Source organism: Paramagnetospirillum kuznetsovii (assembly GCF_003284725.1).
Classification (GTDB): Bacteria; Pseudomonadota; Alphaproteobacteria; order Rhodospirillales; family Magnetospirillaceae; genus Phaeospirillum; species Phaeospirillum kuznetsovii.
Genome location: NZ_PGTO01000009.1, coordinates 71,919 through 88,814 on the forward strand (window position 1 = coordinate 71,919; position 16,896 = coordinate 88,814).

Consider the following 16,896-nt stretch of genomic DNA (forward strand, 5'->3'; position numbering starts at 1 on the left):
TTAGTGATGAAAAGGGGAAATGGCGCGAGTGACGGGGCTCGAACCCGCGACCTCCGGCGTGACAGGCCGGCGCTCTGACCAACTGAGCTACACCCGCGCGAGGGCCGTCGATATAGCAGTCCCATCGGAGCGGTGCAAGCGTGATTCGCGATGACGGGTGGCCAAGGACTGCTAAGCTATGGCGCAAGGTTGGCGCTGGAGGCGTAAATGGCGGAAATCATCAATCTCAATCGGGTTCGCAAGACCAAGGCCAAGGAGAAGAAGGCGGCACAAGCCGACACCAATCGCGTCGTGTTCGGCCGCACCCGCGCCGAAAGGGAGGCGATCCGTAAAGGTCTGGAAAAGGCGAAGGATGATCTGAACGGCAAGAAGTTGGAGGAGTAATTCTCCTATCTAAAGGTATAGTCGATCCCATATGGCCAGTTTGTGATCCCAGCAAATTCTTGCCACGTCCCCCTAAACGCGTAAAAATATTTCCAGGAACTATTCCGGCAGAATCAAAATAGAGCGCGGTGTAATCGCGCCGACAGTCGGGGAGACTGACATGGGTGCGCCAAATAGGGGAGCGGAGACTGCCCCACCTCCCGGTATGCTGCCAATTCTATTCGAGCGTCTCGGTGAAGTCTTCTTTCGCACCGGTGCCGATGGCGTCGTGGAATGGGTTTCTCCCAATGTCTCCCAGCTTCTGGGCTATTCCCCTCAAGAGATGACCGGCATGCCGGCGAGCCAGATGTATGTCAGGCCCACCGACCGCGACGCCTTGGTCGCGGCGGTCTTGGCGGGCAAGGGGGCGGCGGTCAATCAAGAGGTCGCCCAGCGGCGCAAGGACGGCAGCACCATCTGGACCCTGATGAGCATCTGCGGCGATTTCGCCGCCGATGGAACCTTTCTGGGCATTCAGGGCGTGGTGCGCGACATCACCGACCATTGGCAGACGCGCAAGACCCTGGAAGACAGCGAGGATCGCTTCCGGCGGCTGTCCGACGTGGCCATGGAGGCCATTTGCATCCACTACCAGGGCAAGATCATCGACTTCAACAATGCCTTCGAGAATCTGTTTCGCTATACGCGGGAGGAATTCTTGCAGATGTGGGCCTGGGATGTCATCGATCCCCGCGACATTCCCCGTGCCAAGGAGATGGTGCGGGTGCAGTACGAAGACCCCTACGAGGTCCGGGGACTCCGCAAGGACGGTTCCGTCTTTCCCATGGAGATCTACTCCAAGCACAGTTGGATGGGTGAAAAGTCGGTCAGGGTGACCTCCATTCGAGACCTCACCCAACGCAAGCAGGCCGAAGCAACGGTGCGGCTGTTGTCCCAGGCGGTGGAACAAAGCCCCGTGGCGGTGCTGGTGGTCAATGGCGGGGGAGCCGTCCAATACGCCAATTCCGCCCATTCGGCGGTGTCGAGCATTCCCGTCGGCTCGGTGATCGGCCAGCCGCTGCTCGGATTGTTTCCCCCCAAGGCGCGCCCGGCCGTGGATGAGATGTGGCGGACATTGTGCCAAGGCGGCGAATGGCGGGGTGAGATCCAGGCCCAGTCCAGCGGCGGTTCTCCGTGCTGGTTGCAGGTGCGCTCTTCCACGGTCTCGACGCCCGGCGACGACGATACCCACTATCTGGTGGTCATGGAGGATGTCACCGTTCGCAAGGAGCAGGAACGCCGCCTCCAGCATCAGGCCTTGTTCGACGGATTGACGGATCTTCCCAATCGGGTGCAGGCGCTGGAGCGGCTGTCCCACGAAATCGAAAGCGCCCGTGACGCCGAACGCAAGGTGGCGCTGCTGTTCGTCGATCTGGACGAATTCAAGTCCATCAATGATTCCCTGGGCCACGAATACGGCGACGAACTGCTCATTATGGCCTCGGAGCGGCTCCGCCGGGCCGCCGGTCCGGGGAACATGGTGGCGCGGTTCGGCGGCGATGAATTCCTGGTCATCATGGGCGACATCGCCGGAGCGCCCACCGCCGAAGCGGTGGCGGCGGCGGTGGTGGAGGAATTCGCCGTTCCCTTCACCATCAGCCGCCGCGACCTGATCGCCACCGCCAGCATCGGCCTCGCTCTTTACCCAGAGGACGGCCGCACCCCCCAGACCCTGTTGCGCAATGCCGATACCGCCATGTATCAGGCCAAGCTGGGCGGCCGCAATCGCTCCTGCTTCTTCACGGCGCGCATGAACGAGGAGGCCGAGACCCGCCTCAAGATCGAAGGCGAATTGCGCCGAGCCGTGGGGACCGATCAGCTATTCCTGAACTATCAGCCCCTGGTGGAGGTGCGCACCGGCCGCGTCCTCGGCATGGAAGCGCTGCTGCGCTGGAAGAATCCCGAATTGGGCAATATGCCGCCCGACCGCTTCATCTCGCAGGCGGAAACCAGCGGCCTGATCGTTCCCATCGGCCGCATGGTGCTTCAATCCGCCTGCCGGGCGGCGCGCGGTTGGGTGGATGCCGGACACGCCCATATCCGGGTTTGCGTCAACGTCTCGCCGAGGCAGTTTCAGGACGCGGCATTTCTCGAAGACGTGCGGGCCGCCTTGTCCGCTTCCGGTCTGCCCGCCACCAATCTCGAACTGGAAATCACCGAAGGGCTGCTGCTGGCCGAGCGCGCCGAGGTGGATTCGGTTTTGAACACCCTGGAAAGCATGGGGGTGCAATTGTCCATCGACGATTTCGGCACCGGCTATTCCTCGCTCAGCTATCTGGAACGCTATCCTTTCGACACGCTGAAGATCGACCGGTCCTTCATGATCGGCATGTTGGAGCGCCACGAGCGCAAGGTTTTGGTGGAAACCATCGTCGCCATGGCGAACGGCCTTGGACTGAAAGTCATCGCCGAAGGGGTGGAAACCTCGGAGCAACTGGCCCATCTGGACGCCATCAATTGCGATATCGCCCAGGGCTATCTGTTCAGCCGCCCGGTGCCCGAGGCCGAGGCGGTGCATTTGCTGGCCCGGAACTTCCTGTTGTAGTCATGCCGCTCGGCGGATGGCTGTTGTGGGATGCGGCCGGGACGGCCGCGCTCCAAGAATAGCGCGCCGATTGGAGCGCGGGCGTCTCGCCCGCGTGCGGGTCACGTTAAACGACAAACGGTCTTATTCATCCCAGGGCAGGGGGCAGGCGCGCCAGCGCTTCCACGCTTTTTCCGCCTCTTCGAGAAGCGCCGCGCGCCGCGCCTGATGCCAGCCCGCCACCAGACCGGCCGCCTTGGCCTTGTTGCCGCTCATATGCCTGCCGCTCAACTTCGGTCCGGCGACGGCGATATCGTTGAGATTGCCAAGCACTTCCTGCAATTCCGCCAGCTCGGCCAGATAGACCTTCATGTGCTTGCGTGGCACCAGCGAGGCGAAGAATTCGCCCGCATAGCGCACCTGCTTGCAGCGGATGCGCACCTGATGCTGTTCCTCGGGGCTGAGGCGGCTCAGGGAGGTTCGGGCGCTTTCGGTCAGCTTGCGCACCGACTTTCCCATGCGGGCTAGGGCGAAGTCGGTGATGGGGGCCTCCAGTCGGCGACGGGGGCGGGGGCCGAGCCAATCGCCCACCTCGACCCATTCGCCCAATTTCAACACCAGCACGGCGAAGCGGCGGCTTCGCACGGCGTCGATCGCCTGGCTCATCTTGGTGTCGCGGTCGCCTTGCCAATGGGCGCGCAGAGCGTTCAGTCCCGGGTTGTTTGGGTGGCGCTCCAGCACCGGGTCTATGATTTCGGCCAGGAAGACCTCGGCATCGCGGGCCGGTCCCAAATGGTTCAGCAGCCAGCGAATATCGGCCTTAGCCTCTTCCAATTGGGGCGAGTCGATGACGGGGCGAAAGACCTTGATGGCCGAGCGCAGACGCCGCAGCGCCACGCGCATCTGGTGGATGGCCTCGCCATTGCCGGTACTCAGCAGGCATTGCTCGTTGATCAGAAGATGGTCGAGGCAGGAGCGGGCGATGGCCTGAAAGGCTTCCGCCGTGTTCAGTCCGGGATCGAGATAGGGCGCCTTCGCCTTCAGCGGTTGATTGATGCGGCCGGCAGCCAGTCGGTATCCGCGATCGGACTTGCTGGCGACCAGCGGACGGGCGGCCACGGAGTCAAGGACGCGCCGTGCCAGGGTGAACAGGCGATCGGCCTTGCCCTTGCGCAGTTCCAGTTCGATTTCACAGATGGGTTCCGAAAGGCCGCCCGCCGCCACGTGGCCACGGTCGAGCGCCACCTCGATTTCCCATTCTGGTCCCTCCTCGCCGCCGCTGCAGCCCAGCACATAGATCTCGCGCTCGATAATGGTGGAAAAGATCGGCTCCAGCCGACCGATCAGGCCGTCATCGCCGAAGATATCAAGGCCGGTGGAGCGCAGATGGTCGATATCCACCTGGGGCGAGGACAGATCGATTTCCCATTCGGGTCGGACGAACAGTCCGGAGGCGGCGGTTCCCGCCGTCTTGACCGTCTGGACATGGCCGGTCTCCACATCCCTGACGCGAAGCGAGACCCCGGCGGCGGCAAGGGCGAAATCGGGGGTATCGAAATAGATGGAGGAGAGACGACGCGTCCTGGGCTGGACGCACCCCTGGGGTGAAAAGCAGGACCGTAGGGCCGAACCCATCAGATCCTCGGGCGCCACGCCCAGCTTCAGTTCTATCTCTTGGCCGTCCATGAGGCTCCTCTGGGCGAAACCGAACTATAACGGCAAACACGAGTCCCGCCAATCTCCGTCGTTATTAGCAAAGTGTGAACCTTCTCCGGTGCATGATGCCCGGCAGTATGCCATGGTCGCGGTCTGACCGGGCTTTGACCCTTGGGGTGTTTGACGTGACGAAAAGGTCTTTGCTTGCCAGGGGGACAGGGACGATGACCATGGGTGGTTTCAGCCGGATCGTCGCAGCCGTTATAGTTACCGCTTCTTTCGTCGGATGCGGCCCGCTCAACGATCCGCGCGGTCCCAATCAGGCCATGGACGGCGCCAGCATCTTCGCCGACGGCTATTCGGAAAAGGCCATGAACCTGCTGGCGCGGGGCGATTATCCCAATGCCGAGCGCTATGCTCTGGCGGCGCTTCGCAACAATCCGAAGGAATCCTATTCCCTCTATGTGGCGGGCATGGTCTATCAGGCCACCGGCCGCTTTGATCTCGCCCGTCAGTATTACGAGGTGATCGTCGCCAACCGGCCGCAGATCACCATCACGGTGTTGGCCGACGGCGCGCCGCAGGTGCGCACCCTGGTGGATGTCGCCCAGGCCAACATGGCGGTGATCGACAAATTGACCGGCCGCGCCATGCCGCGCTCGGCGGCCCAGTCGGGCCGGATTTCCGAATTGCCGCAGCTTGAACCCGTGATGCCGGGCATGGCGGCGCGTGGAACCGTCTCGGCGGAGCAATTGGCTCCGGGCGGCGTCTCGGCGCAGGGCGGAACCCAGGCCGAATCCAATGTGGCGAATCGCTTCCGCATCCTGCGCCGCCTGCTGGACGAGGGCTTGGTCACCCCCGACGAATATGCCCAGCGCAGAAACACCAATCTGGGCGCGCTGACACCGTATTCCACCAAGGTGACTCCGGCTCTGGGCCTGCAGCGTCCTGGTCCCACCGACGCCCAGGTGGTCGATCGCCTGAAGGAACTGGGCAAGTCGCTGGAAACCCGCGCCATATCGCCCACCGAGCATTCGGCGGAGCGCACCGCCATTCTCGACGCCCTGCTGCCGGCCGAGCCCCGCAAGGTCGATCTGCCGGTGCTGCCGCCCAAGGACGTCATGGAGGCCGCGACGGCGGTCGGCCGGGTCGAGAGGCTGCGCGCCTCCGGTCTGGTCTCGGCCGATGAAGCGCGGCGGGAAAAGGACGCCATCGAACGGGTTCTGGACGGCCAACTGGCCAAGGTGCCGGTCAGCGGCACCGCCACCGGCTTGCGCCAGGGCGCGCCTTCGGCCAATGGCGCCAAGGAGTCGCCCTCGGGCAACGGTGTCGCCCTGGCCACCGTCAAGAGCGAGGAAGAGGCGCAGGCCACCTGGGAAAGGATCAAGGGGAAATATCCCGAGGAACTGGGGTCGATGACCGCTTCCATGCGCAAGGTCGACATGGGGGAAAAGGGAACCCGCTGGAAGGTGGTGGCCGGTCCGCTGAAAAGCAAGGACGACGCCCGCAAGCTGTGCAAGGTGCTGAAACTGTACCGCCAAGCCTGCGACCCGACCGGCTTTTGACGCAGGTCTGCACTGCCCCCCCTGTTATGGTGGCGTCCGGCAGCGGGGCATAGACTGAATAGGGCGGCTGAGACAGGGGGGCGTCATGGCCTTCAAGGACATTCTCGTTCATATGGACTCCACGGTTCAAGCCGGTTCGCGGCTTGACTTGGCGCTTGCCTTGGCCAAGCGCTATCAGGCTCATCTCATCGCTCTCAATGTGCGGGACCGGACCTTGGTGCCGACCCGGCTGACCGCTCAGTTCGGCGCCGAAATGGATGCCATTCTCGCGCGCGGCGACGCCGAGGCCGCGTCAGCCGCCAAGGCCATGGTGGAGGCCAGGGCCGAGGCCGCCCAAACATCGGTCGAATGGCGCGACGTGGCAGGCGATCTGATGGATACGGTGGCGCTGCATGCGCGCTATTGCGATCTGGTGGTGGTAGGCCAGACCGTGCCGGACAATGCGGATGGCCGGGCGCTGCCCGACTCTCTGGTGGTCGCGGTGGGGCGGCCCATGCTGGTGGTTCCCCATGCCGGACAATTTCCCTCCATCGGCCGCCGGGTGCTGGTCGCCTGGAATGCCAGCCGCGAGGCGACCAGGGCGGTGCACGACGCCTTGCCGTTCCTCAGGGAGGCCGAGTTGGTCCATGTCATCGCCGTCAATCCCGAGCATGGAATGGCCGGGCACGGCGATATTCCCGGCGCCGACATCTGTCAGCACCTGTCGCGCCATGGCGTGAAGGCGGTATGCGAGCATATCCGCTCGGACGATATCGCCGCCGGAGCCATGCTGCTCAACCGAGTCGCCGACGAGGATTGCGACATGATCGTCATGGGTGGCTACGGCCGCTCGCGCCTGCGGGAGATGGTGCTGGGAGGCGCCACCCGCCATTTGCTGGAGCATATGACGGTTCCCATTCTGATGAGCCACTGAGGCAAAGGCCGAACGGGACTTGTTTGGCTCTCCGAACCCAGGCAACAATGGTGGGGGGAGCAACTCGGCATCGTCCGAGAGGGGGGAGAGAGCATTGCCATGACTGGTCCGGAACGACGGTCCTTATTTCTCGATGCCTATGGTCAGGAAATCCACGTCTCCGAATGGGGCCAGCCCGACGGGCCGGTCTTGGTGATGTGGCACGGGCTGGCCCGCACCGGGCGCGATTTCGACACGGCGGCGCGGTACTTTTCCGATCGCTACCGAGTCCTGTGTCCCGACACGCTGGGACGGGGATTGTCCGGCTGGTCCGCCATGCCGGACCGGGATTACACCTTGGAGTGCTATGGCGATCACGCCATGGCCATTCTCGACCAACTGGGCGTCGACCATTGCCATTGGCTTGGAACCTCCATGGGGGGGCTGCTGGGCATGGCGCTGGCAGCCGGTAAGATGAAGCGGCGCATTTCGCGTCTGGTGATCAACGACATCGGGCCGCGCCCCAATCCGGCGGCGGTGACCCGCATCCGCGCCTATGTCACGGCACGGCCCAGCTTCGCCAATATGCGCGACTTCGAGACCTTCCTGCGTCAGATCTATCTGCCCTTCGGGTTGCTGAGCGACGCGGAATGGCGCGACATGGCCGAAACCTCGGCGCGGCGCCGCGACGACGGGCGCATCACCGTGCATTATGATCCCGAGATCATGCGGGTGTTCGCCGATCAGTCGGACAACCTGCACTATTGGCCGGAATGGGACGGCATCGATTGTCCCACCCTGGTGCTGCGGGGCGAGAATTCCGACGTTCTGCTGCCCGAGGTGGCGGAGGAAATGACGCGGCGCGGCCCGGGGGCGCAACTGGTGACGGTGCCCGGCTGCGGCCATGCGCCCTATCTCAATGTCGCGGGCCAGCTTCGGGCGGTCGAGGCCTTCCTGACGGAATGATCAGGCCTTGGGTGGTTCCACCCGCAGCCCGGTCATGACGAAGACGTCACTGGCGGTTATGGTTCCATCGGCATTGACGCGCCCACCGGCCACGGCCTCGGCCTGAGGACGTTTGCGAATCACGACCTCGATGGCGCATTCGGCGACGGGAGTCAGGCTTTGGTCGAAGCGGGGCAGGGTATGACGAAATCCCGCCGCCAAAACCTCCAGACGCCGGATATCGGCCTGGGCTCCAAGAACCTGCACCGCTTCCAACAGGTTGATGGAAACCGGGCTCCACGACTTGGTCTTGAACACCGTGAAGGTCCAGCGGTTACCGTGATTGTGGCGCGATGGCCAGAATCCCTGCTCGTACATATCCTCGTCGGGGACCACCACGATCAGATGGCCGCCGGGCCGCAGCACCCGGAACCAGTGGCGCAGCGCTTCGCGCGGGTCCGGCATGCGCTGAAGCGCGTGGCTGGCATGGACGAAATCGAAGCTGTTATCGGCCAATCCGGTCAGGTACTGGGCATCGCCGTCGATGCCGTCCCACAGACGGACGCCCTTGATGGCGGGGAACAGTTCCGAATATTGGGCGATGGGATCGGTGGCGGCCGCGATGTCGAGCCCCTGGCCCACGAAATAACGGGTGGCGAAATCCGTCTGGGCGAGGCGGCGGAACATGGCCTTGCTGGCTTCCTTCATCGTCTCACTCCACCGCCTGCAACCGGTCGATCAGGTCACCGCCGCCGGGGACTTGTTCCTTGAACGTCTTCCAGGCGGTGCGCCGCGCCAGCCTGTGCCACGCGGCGAGATTTTCTCCATCGAGAACGACCACTTCGGTTCCGGCCGCCAGGAAATTGCCCGACAACCGACGAACGGTCAGCGACATGGCGGTGTTCAGCGACTCATGGGCGCGGGCGGCGGCGGCCAGCAATTCCTTGCGGCGCGGTTCGTCCAGGGCGCGAAAGCGCTTCTTCGACACCAGAATCGTCTCGTAAAGGTACCACAGGGCGCCGTCATTGCTTGGAACCGTCAGACAGGCGAAGCTCTTTTCCATGCGCAGCGTCATCAAGGTGGTGACGCTGGTATTGGCGATATCGATCAGGTTGCTGCCGACCAGGATCGGAAGTGTATCCGAGGTGGTCGCGGTCACCGGAATGGCTCCGGCCGCGCTCCAGAATTCGGTCATGAAGCGGCCGATGGTGCGCGCCTTCATCCCCTTGGAATCGGCGGGGGTAAGGACGCACTTCCCCCTGGACGCATATGCGCCGGGCATCCACGAATCGGCCAGCACCACAAGGTCGGCATTGTCCAGCATTTGGCGCAGGTCACGCATCACCGTTGACGCGCCGACCCGTTCGGCATGGGCCTGGCCCCGGATGACGCCGGGCAGCGACAGGGCTCCCAGTTGGGGGAAACGGTCTTGCAGATAGTCGGCCGGGATGAAGATCATATCGACGCTGCCGTTGATCAGGGCGTTGACCTGATCGGTCGGGCGCAGCAACGACGCGGCGGGAAACAGCTTGATGTCGAGACCGACCCGCGCCATCTGACCGGCGATGATGCGCATGGCCTCGTCGCGGGGATCGCCGGGCGGGAATTGATAGGAGGCCGTCCAAGTCTCTGCTTGCGCAGCCAAAGGGCAAACAATGCCAATGGCCACGACGACCTGTCTCAATTGGCGGCACAAAATCTTGAACACGAACCACTCCCCAACCGTCCGGCCATAATGCGCCAGGAGCGGCGGGGGAGCAATGCGCTGAAAAGTAAGAAGTTATGCCGCGCTGTCCACGTCCAGGGCGTAACCGGCGGCGCGCACCGTGCGGATGATATCGCTTTCGGTGTCGCAGTTGAGCGCCTTGCGCAGGCGGCGGATATGAACATCCACCGTGCGCGGCTCCACATAGATATCGGGGCCCCACACCGCGTCGAGCAGTTCCTCGCGCGAAAACACCGTGCCGGGATGCTGCATGAAGAATTGGAGCAGCCGGAATTCCGTGGGGCCGAGATGGATGGCCTTGCCGCCGCGGGTGACGCGGTGGGCGGCCAGATCCATGCTGATATCGCCCCAGGTCAGCAAGCCTTTCTGCGGCACCGGCTGGGCGCGGCGCAGCAGGGCGCGGATGCGGGCCATCAGTTCGGGCAGCGAGAACGGCTTGGTCAGGTAATCGTCGGCGCCGGTGTTGAGGCCGCGAATCTTGTCGCCCTCCTCGCCACGGGCGGTCAGCATGATGACCGGCAATTCGCGGGTCGCGGGCTTGCGGCGGATCTGGCGGCACACTTCGATGCCCGACAGGGACGGCAACATCCAATCCAGCAGAACCAGATCGGGCTTGCGCTCGGATAGCACCGTCAGCGCCTCCTCGCCATCACCGGCCTCGCAGACGCGGAAGCTTTCCTTTTCCAAATTGTAGCGCAGCATGGTGACCAGCGAGGCCTCGTCCTCGACGATCAGGATCAGCGGCTTGGTCTGACCGGACAGGCCTGAGTCGCGTGCGTTCATTCCGGAACTCCGAGAGTGTCACCCTTGGGCCTTAGCCCTTGAGGCTGGGTGCCGAGAATTTGAAAATGCAGGGCTTCGGCGATATTGGTGGCGTGATCGCCGATGCGTTCGATGTTCTTGGCGATGAACAGCAGATGGGTGGCGGCTGTGATGGTGCCGGAATCCATGGTCATCTGGCCGATCAGTTCATGGAAGACGCCATTATACATGGAGTCCACCTCCTCGTCGCGGCCCCAGACCTGGATGGCTTTTTCCAGATCGCGCTCCAGATAGGCGTCCAGGATGTCCTTGACCAGCGCCCGCACCAGCTCGGCCAGCCGCACCACTCCGGCCACCGAGGCGGTCACCGGCAGATGGTTGAGGATCAGGCAGCGCTTTGCCAGATTGGCGGCGTAATCGCCGATGCGCTCGATCTCGCCCGAGATGTTCAGGGCGCCGACGATTTGCCGCAGATCGCCCGCCATGGGCTGGCGAAGCGCCAGCAGACGGACGGCGAAGCTTTGGACTTCCTGATCCAGTTCATCCACGCGGGCATCGCCGGCCACGACCCTTTGGGCCAGATCGTCGTCGCGATTGGCCAGGGCCTGGACGGCCGAGCTTAGCTGAGCCTCCGCCATGCCGCCCATGCGGGCGATGATGCTGGTCAGATGGGTCAGCTCTTCATCGTAGGACTTGACCGTGTGATCGTTCATCAGCCGAACCTGCCGGTAATATAGCCTTGGGTCAGGGGTTCCTGCGGGTTGGTGAATATCTGCTCGGTATCGCCAACCTCGATCAGCTTGCCCAGATGGAAGAAGGCGGTCCGCTGCGAGACGCGGGCGGCCTGTTGCATGGAATGGGTGACGATGACGATGGTGTAGTTTTCCCGCAATTCGTCGATCAGTTCCTCCACCTTGGCGGTGGCGATGGGATCGAGGGCGGAACAGGGCTCGTCCATCAGCACGATTTCCGGCTCGACCGCGATGGCGCGGGCGATGCACAGACGCTGCTGCTGGCCGCCCGACAGGCCGGTTCCCGATTCCTGGAGACGGTCCTTGACCTCTTTCAGCAGTCCGGCTTTTTCCAGGCTGGTCATGACGATCTCGTCCAGTTCGGACTGATCGGCCGCCTTGCCGTGGATGCGCGGCCCATAGGCGACGTTGTCGTAGATGGATTTGGGGAAGGGGTTGGGCTTTTGGAACACCATGCCGACCTTGGCGCGCAACTGCACCACATCGACGCTGCGGTCATAGATGTCGTCGCCGTCCAGTGTCAGGCTGCCCGCCACGCGGGCGCCGTCCACCAGATCGTTCATGCGGTTGATGCAGCGCAGGAAGGTGGACTTGCCGCAACCGGACGGTCCGATCAGCGCCGTCACCTCGCCCGCGCGGATGTCGAGATCGACGCCGAACAGGGCCTGCTTCTCGCCATAGAAGACGTCGAGGCCGCGTGATCGTACCTTGGCCGTGCCCTGGGGCTGAACCATATTCATATCTACCACCTACGTTCGAATTTCTTGCGAAGCACGATGGCGACCATGTTCATGGACACCAGGAACAGCAACAGCACCATGATCGCCGCCGAAGTCTTCTCGACGAAGGCGCGTTCCGGGCTGCCAGCCCACAGATAGATCTGCACCGGCAAAACAGCCGAAGGATCCACCGGGCTCTTGGGGATGTCGACGATGAAGGCGACCATGCCGATCATCAGCAGCGGCGCCGTCTCGCCCAGGGCGCGGGCCATGCCGAGGATGGTGCCGGTCAGCATGCCGGGCATGGCCAGCGGCAGCACGTGATGGGCGACGATCTGCAACGGCGAGGCGCCGAGACCGGCGGCGGCTTGGCGGATGGAGGGCGGAACCGCCTTCAGGGCGGCGCGTCCGGCGATGATGATGGTGGGCAGGCAGATCAGCGCCAGCACCAGACCGCCCGCCAGCGGCGACGAGCGGGGCAGGTGGAAGACGTTGAGGAACACCGCCAGGCCCAGCAGGCCGAACACCACCGAGGGGACCGCCGCCAGATTGTTGATGTTGACCTCGATCAGATCGGTCCACCGGTTGTGGGGGGCGAATTCCTCCAGATAGACCGCCGTGGCGACCCCCAGCGGGAAGCTGACCAGCAGGGTGATGGCCAGGGAGAAGAACGAGCCCACGACAGCGCCCCAGATTCCCGCCTGCTCCGGCGCCCGTGAATCACCGGCGGTGAAGAAGGTGGTGTTGAAGGTGGTGCGGACTTGGCCCGACTGTTCCAACTGCGCGACCCAGCCCAACTGACGGTCGTTCAGCGCATTGCCCGCGGCGCCCAACTGACGCGGCACCTGTCCCTTGACCACCATGTCGATCTTGTCGGACGCCAGAACCCAAACCGTGGCGGTGGTTCCGATGATATCCGGGTTGGCGACGACCATGCGGCGCAGTTGCTCGGTGGCCATGGTGCTGACCATGCCCGTCAGGTCGCGTCGGGCATTGCGATCGGCGTCGGGGGCAAGACGGGCCGCCATGCCGTTGCGAACCAGGGTCGCGTAATCGGCGGTGTCCAGGGCGAGCGGATCTCTGCTGCCGTCGGGGTCGATCACCTGGGGATCGAAGGTCACCGCGACGGCGACCTGGGTTTGAATGAAGCCGGTCCAACCCTTTTGAACGATGCTGCCCAGCAAGATGGCCAGGAAGGCGACCGAGAGCAGGATGGCTCCCAGCCCAAGGGCACGGAATCGGCGCTCGGCGGCATAGCGGCTTTTGAGCCTGGCGGCCACGGCATCCATGGAGCGCACGGCGGTATCGGTTTGAGCCATCTCAGTCATACTTTTCCCGGTATTTCTGAACGATATGAAGGGCGACCACATTAAGGCCCAGGGTGATGGCGAACAGCATCAGGCCTAGGGCGAAGGCGGCCAGGGTCTTTGGACTGTCGAATTCGGTGTCGCCCACCAGAAGGGTGACGATCTGAACCGTCACGGTGGTGACCGCTTCCAGCGGATTGAAGGTCAGCTTGGCCGACAGACCGGCGGCCATGACCACGATCATGGTCTCGCCGATGGCGCGCGATACCGCCAGCAGCACGCCGCCGACGATGCCCGGCAGGGCGGCGGGCAACACCACCTGCTTGATGGTCTCGGACTTGGTGGCGCCCAATCCGTAGGCGCCTTCGCGCAAGCTGTGGGGCACGGCGGTGATGACGTCGTCGGACAGCGATGAAATCAGGGGGATCAGGGTGATCCCCATGACGATTCCGGCCGCCATGGCGCTTTCCGACGCCACCGCAAGGCCGAAGACCTCGCCAGCAGAGTGGATCAGCGGCGCGACGGTGATCACGGCGAAGAAGCCGAACACAACGGTGGGAATACCGGCCAGGATCTCCAGCGCGGGCTTGGCGATGGCCCGGATACGCGGCTGGGCGTATTCCGACATGTAGATGGCGGAGAACAGGCCCAGCGGCAGGGCGACCACCATGGAAATCAGGGTGATCAGCATGGTTCCGGTGAACAGCGGCACCATGCCGAAGGCGCCCGAGCTGCCCACCTGATCCGAGCGTGTGGCCATCTGCGGGCTCCAATTGAGCCCGAACAAAAAGTCGATGAACCCCACCATGTTGAAAAAGCGCATGGCCTCGAACAGCAGCGACAGCACGATGCCGACGGTGGTGAAGATGGCGACGGTGGAACTGGCCACCAGGAAGATATTGACCGTGGCCTCGACTCTTGGGCGGGCACGCAACTGGGGCTCGATGCGCCGATAGGCGAAGGCGGCCCCGGCAAGCGCCATGGCGACGGAGACGGCGGTCATGGCGGCGAAACCGATCTGGCGCAGCCGGATGTAATGATCGGCCGCGATGGCAAGGTCGGGATTGGCGGTGGCGTGGCCCTGGGCGGCGTTGCGGACCTCATTGATCAGGACGTCGATCTTCTCGGTCGGCAGTTCCTGCATGGCGGCGGGAAGATCGGAGATCACCAGGGTGCGAACCAGACTCGGTTCCAGCATCAGCCAGGCGATCAGAATGGCGAAGGCGGGCAACCCGCTCCACAGGGCGACCCACGACCCGTAATAGCCCGGCAGCGAGTGGAGATTGCGCGGCGCCCCGTCGGCCATGGCGAAGGCGCGCTTGCGACCGGCGCGGAAGGCCAGGCTGGTCAAGAGCAGCAGGGTTACGGCGAGGAGCAGCGTCTGCATGGGGCGAAATACCTGAGAAAAGGAGCGGGGGGCCGGTGACCGGCCCCCCTATTATAGACTTACATCTTCATGTCGTTCAGGGCCTTGGCATTGGCCGCCTGTTCCTTGCGCTGGGCGTCAGGAGAAGCGATCAGGCCCTTGTCGGCCAGATAGCCTTCCTTGCCCCAGGCCTTGTCCGAGGTGAACTCTGCCAGATATTCCTTCATGCCCGGGATCATGGCCACATGCTGCTTCTTCACATAGAAGAACAGCGGGCGCGAGACCGGGTAGGAACCGTTGGCGATGCTCTCGAAGCTGGCGACCTTGCCATCCACCGAGGCGGCCTGGACCTTGTCGGCGTTCTGGTCGAGATAGCTGAAGGTGATCACGCCGACCGCGGCCGGATTGGAGGTGATCTTCTGCTGAATGACGGTGTAGTTCTCGGAAACCTCGACCCAGGCGCCATCCTCGCGAACGGTCTGGCAGGCCTTCTTCTTGGCGTCCTTGTCCATCGCCTTGATCTCGGGCTGATGCTCGCAGGCGGGGTCCAGGACCAGTTCCACATAGGCGTCGCGGGTGCCGTGATTCGGGGCCGGGCCGTAGACCAGGATCGGTTCCTTGGGCAGGGACGGATCCACGTCGCTCCAAGTCTTGTAGGGATTGGGGACCAGCTTGCCGCCGACGAGGACGTCCTTGGCCGTGGCCTTGTACATCTGTTCACGGGTCAGGGTGAACTTGGGGCCGGACTTGGAGTTGATGAAGACGATGCCGTCGAAGCCGACGATCACCTCGGTGATGGCGGTCACGCCGTTCTTGGCGCAGTTCTCGAACTCGGAGGCGGTGATGCGGCGCGACGCGTTGGTGATGTCGGGGAAGTTCTCGCCGACACCGGAACAGAACAGGCGCATGCCGCCGCCGGTGCCGGTGCTCTCGACCACCGGGGTCTTGAACTTGCCGCCCTTGCCGAAAGCCTCGGCGACGGCGGTGGAAAAGGGATAGACGGTCGACGAACCGACGATGCGGATCTGGTCGCGGGCTTGGGCGGTGCCGGTGACGGCGACGGCGGCGAGCGCGACGGCGGCGACGGCCATGGTCTTCCTGATCATGAATCCTCCAGTGGAGCGTGCGAAGTGTCGGAAAAGCGAGTTTTCACTCGGGCACCATAACGGCGCTCGGTTACACCTCCGCGACAGAATCATGAAGCTTTTGTGACAGCGTCAGCGCTTGTGCCCGCCGAACAGTCCGTAACGCAGCAATACCGCCGTTATCAGCCCGACGACGCCGATGATGGCGCCCGCGATCAGGGTGCCGTTCGGATTTTCCAGGCCGAAGGGAAGGGCACCGGTATTCATGCCGAAGAAGCCGGTGATGAAGGTCATGGGCAGCATCAGCACGGTGACGATGGACAAGACGAAGGTGTTGCGGTTGCCCTGTTCCGCCACCATGGCCGCCTGCTCTTCCTGCAAGATGGTGGCCCGCTGGCGGATTTCGTCCAGGTCTTCCAGATGGCGCACCAGACGGTCGTTGACCTCGCGCAGATGTTCCTTGGCCGCCTGATCCAGCCACGAGGCGTCGTCGTGACGCAGGCGATAAAGGGCATCGCGCTGGGGGGCCAGATAGCGGCGGAACTGGACCACATGGCGGCGGCTTTCGGCGATGTCGGCGCGCATGCTGGCGCCGCCCTCATTGGCGCCGATTCGGTCTTCCAGTTCGGTGAGCTCGTCCTCCAGGTCTTCCACCAGATCGCCCAGGTGATCGGTGACCTTCTCGGCGATGCGGGCCATCAGCCCGGCGGCGGTGCGCGGTCCCTTGCCGTTCATCATGGACAGGCGAAGGTCGCGCAGGGCGCTCAGATTATGGGTCTTGTCGCGCAGCGAGACGCAGCGCCCAGCCTCCATCCAGATATGAATGGGGACCAGTTCGGTGTCGATGCTGCCGTCTTCCTCGGGCTTTTGCTTGTTGACGCCGCGCAGCACCACCAGAAGGTTGTCGCCGACATCTTGCACCCGTGGTCGCGATTCCTCGGCCAGCAGCGCAAGCCCCACCAAGGGGTCGATGCCGGAATGGTCGCGCACCCAGGCCTGGGCCGTCGGATCGTCGCGTTCCAGATGGACCCACAAGAAGCCGTCGGCGGGCTTCCACTTCTTGATTTCGGTCCAGGTGAGGTCCAGGAAACAGCCGTCCGCCGTCATCAGCATGGCGAACCGCAGTCCGGTTTCGATTCCCGCTTGAAGTTCCCGGTCGGCGACCATGGCGTTT

Annotated in this window: 15 protein-coding genes and 1 tRNA gene; 5 read left to right on the forward strand and 11 right to left on the reverse strand. The window is 63.7% G+C overall.

What is annotated here, in order from left to right; genetic code table 11:
• Positions 1 to 20: 20 nt before the first annotated feature.
• Positions 21 to 97: transfer RNA gene (locus tag CU669_RS12650), tRNA-Asp, on the reverse strand.
• Between the two features lie 110 nt (positions 98 to 207).
• Here CU669_RS12650 and CU669_RS12655 point away from each other — a divergent pair.
• Positions 208 to 384, forward strand: coding sequence for a DUF4169 family protein (locus CU669_RS12655; protein ID WP_112145227.1), 177 nt, complete (start codon positions 208 to 210; stop codon positions 382 to 384).
• 160 nt (positions 385 to 544) lie between these two features.
• A complete protein-coding gene (locus CU669_RS12660; protein WP_239988700.1) occupies positions 545 to 2,968 on the forward strand; it encodes a sensor domain-containing protein in 2,424 nt (807 codons plus the stop codon).
• Positions 2,969 to 3,091: 123 nt separating this feature from the next.
• Here CU669_RS12660 and CU669_RS12665 read toward each other — a convergent pair whose 3' ends face one another.
• Positions 3,092 to 4,633 (reverse strand): CYTH and CHAD domain-containing protein, encoded by a 1,542-nt coding sequence (locus tag CU669_RS12665; RefSeq protein ID WP_112145231.1) that lies wholly within the window; start codon positions 4,631 to 4,633, stop codon positions 3,092 to 3,094.
• A gap of 200 nt (positions 4,634 to 4,833) precedes the next feature.
• Here CU669_RS12665 and CU669_RS12670 point away from each other — a divergent pair, with 200 nt between their 5' ends.
• From CU669_RS12670 to CU669_RS12680, 3 genes are all read left to right on the forward strand, one after another.
• Positions 4,834 to 6,168 carry a tetratricopeptide repeat protein gene (locus tag CU669_RS12670; RefSeq protein WP_112145378.1) on the forward strand — a complete coding sequence of 445 codons (1,335 nt, stop codon included), beginning with the start codon at positions 4,834 to 4,836 and terminating at the stop codon, positions 6,166 to 6,168.
• A gap of 85 nt (positions 6,169 to 6,253) precedes the next feature.
• Positions 6,254 to 7,081 carry a universal stress protein gene (locus CU669_RS12675; RefSeq protein WP_112145232.1) on the forward strand — a complete coding sequence of 276 codons (828 nt, stop codon included), beginning with the start codon at positions 6,254 to 6,256 and terminating at the stop codon, positions 7,079 to 7,081.
• A gap of 99 nt (positions 7,082 to 7,180) precedes the next feature.
• The gene (locus CU669_RS12680) at positions 7,181 to 8,026 is read left to right on the forward strand and encodes an alpha/beta fold hydrolase (protein WP_112145234.1); all 846 of its coding nucleotides are present in this window, start codon (positions 7,181 to 7,183) and stop codon (positions 8,024 to 8,026) included.
• On the opposite strand, the gene CU669_RS12685 is transcribed toward CU669_RS12680, so the two are convergent.
• The 9 genes from CU669_RS12685 to CU669_RS12725 form a co-directional block, all read right to left on the reverse strand.
• Positions 8,027 to 8,713, reverse strand: coding sequence for a class I SAM-dependent methyltransferase (locus CU669_RS12685; RefSeq protein ID WP_112145236.1), 687 nt, complete (start codon positions 8,711 to 8,713; stop codon positions 8,027 to 8,029).
• Between the two features lie 4 nt (positions 8,714 to 8,717).
• The gene (dctP, locus tag CU669_RS12690) at positions 8,718 to 9,650 is read right to left on the reverse strand and encodes a TRAP transporter substrate-binding protein DctP (protein ID WP_239988701.1); all 933 of its coding nucleotides are present in this window, start codon (positions 9,648 to 9,650) and stop codon (positions 8,718 to 8,720) included.
• A 135-nt stretch (positions 9,651 to 9,785) separates the two neighbouring features.
• Positions 9,786 to 10,514 (reverse strand): phosphate regulon transcriptional regulator PhoB, encoded by a 729-nt coding sequence (phoB, locus tag CU669_RS12695; RefSeq protein ID WP_112145237.1) that lies wholly within the window; start codon positions 10,512 to 10,514, stop codon positions 9,786 to 9,788.
• Positions 10,511 to 11,206, reverse strand: a complete 696-nt coding sequence (gene phoU, locus CU669_RS12700) for a phosphate signaling complex protein PhoU (protein WP_112145239.1) — start codon at positions 11,204 to 11,206, stop codon at positions 10,511 to 10,513. Before phoU ends, phoB begins: the two co-directional genes overlap by 4 nt.
• The gene (pstB, locus tag CU669_RS12705; RefSeq protein WP_112145240.1) at positions 11,206 to 11,985 is read right to left on the reverse strand and encodes a phosphate ABC transporter ATP-binding protein PstB; all 780 of its coding nucleotides are present in this window, start codon (positions 11,983 to 11,985) and stop codon (positions 11,206 to 11,208) included. The genes phoU and pstB overlap by 1 nt, the downstream gene beginning before the upstream one ends.
• 2 nt (positions 11,986 to 11,987) lie before the next feature.
• Complete coding sequence (pstA, locus tag CU669_RS12710; RefSeq protein WP_112145242.1) at positions 11,988 to 13,283, reverse strand: phosphate ABC transporter permease PstA; 1,296 nt, start codon at positions 13,281 to 13,283, stop codon at positions 11,988 to 11,990.
• Position 13,284: 1 nt separating this feature from the next.
• Positions 13,285 to 14,658, reverse strand: coding sequence for a phosphate ABC transporter permease subunit PstC (gene pstC / locus CU669_RS12715; RefSeq protein ID WP_112145243.1), 1,374 nt, complete (start codon positions 14,656 to 14,658; stop codon positions 13,285 to 13,287).
• Between the two features lie 59 nt (positions 14,659 to 14,717).
• Positions 14,718 to 15,743 carry a PstS family phosphate ABC transporter substrate-binding protein gene (locus CU669_RS12720; RefSeq protein ID WP_112145245.1) on the reverse strand — a complete coding sequence of 342 codons (1,026 nt, stop codon included), beginning with the start codon at positions 15,741 to 15,743 and terminating at the stop codon, positions 14,718 to 14,720.
• Positions 15,744 to 15,854: 111 nt separating this feature from the next.
• Positions 15,855 to 16,889, reverse strand: coding sequence for a zinc transporter ZntB (locus CU669_RS12725; protein ID WP_112145246.1), 1,035 nt, complete (start codon positions 16,887 to 16,889; stop codon positions 15,855 to 15,857).
• Positions 16,890 to 16,896 lie beyond the last annotated feature (7 nt).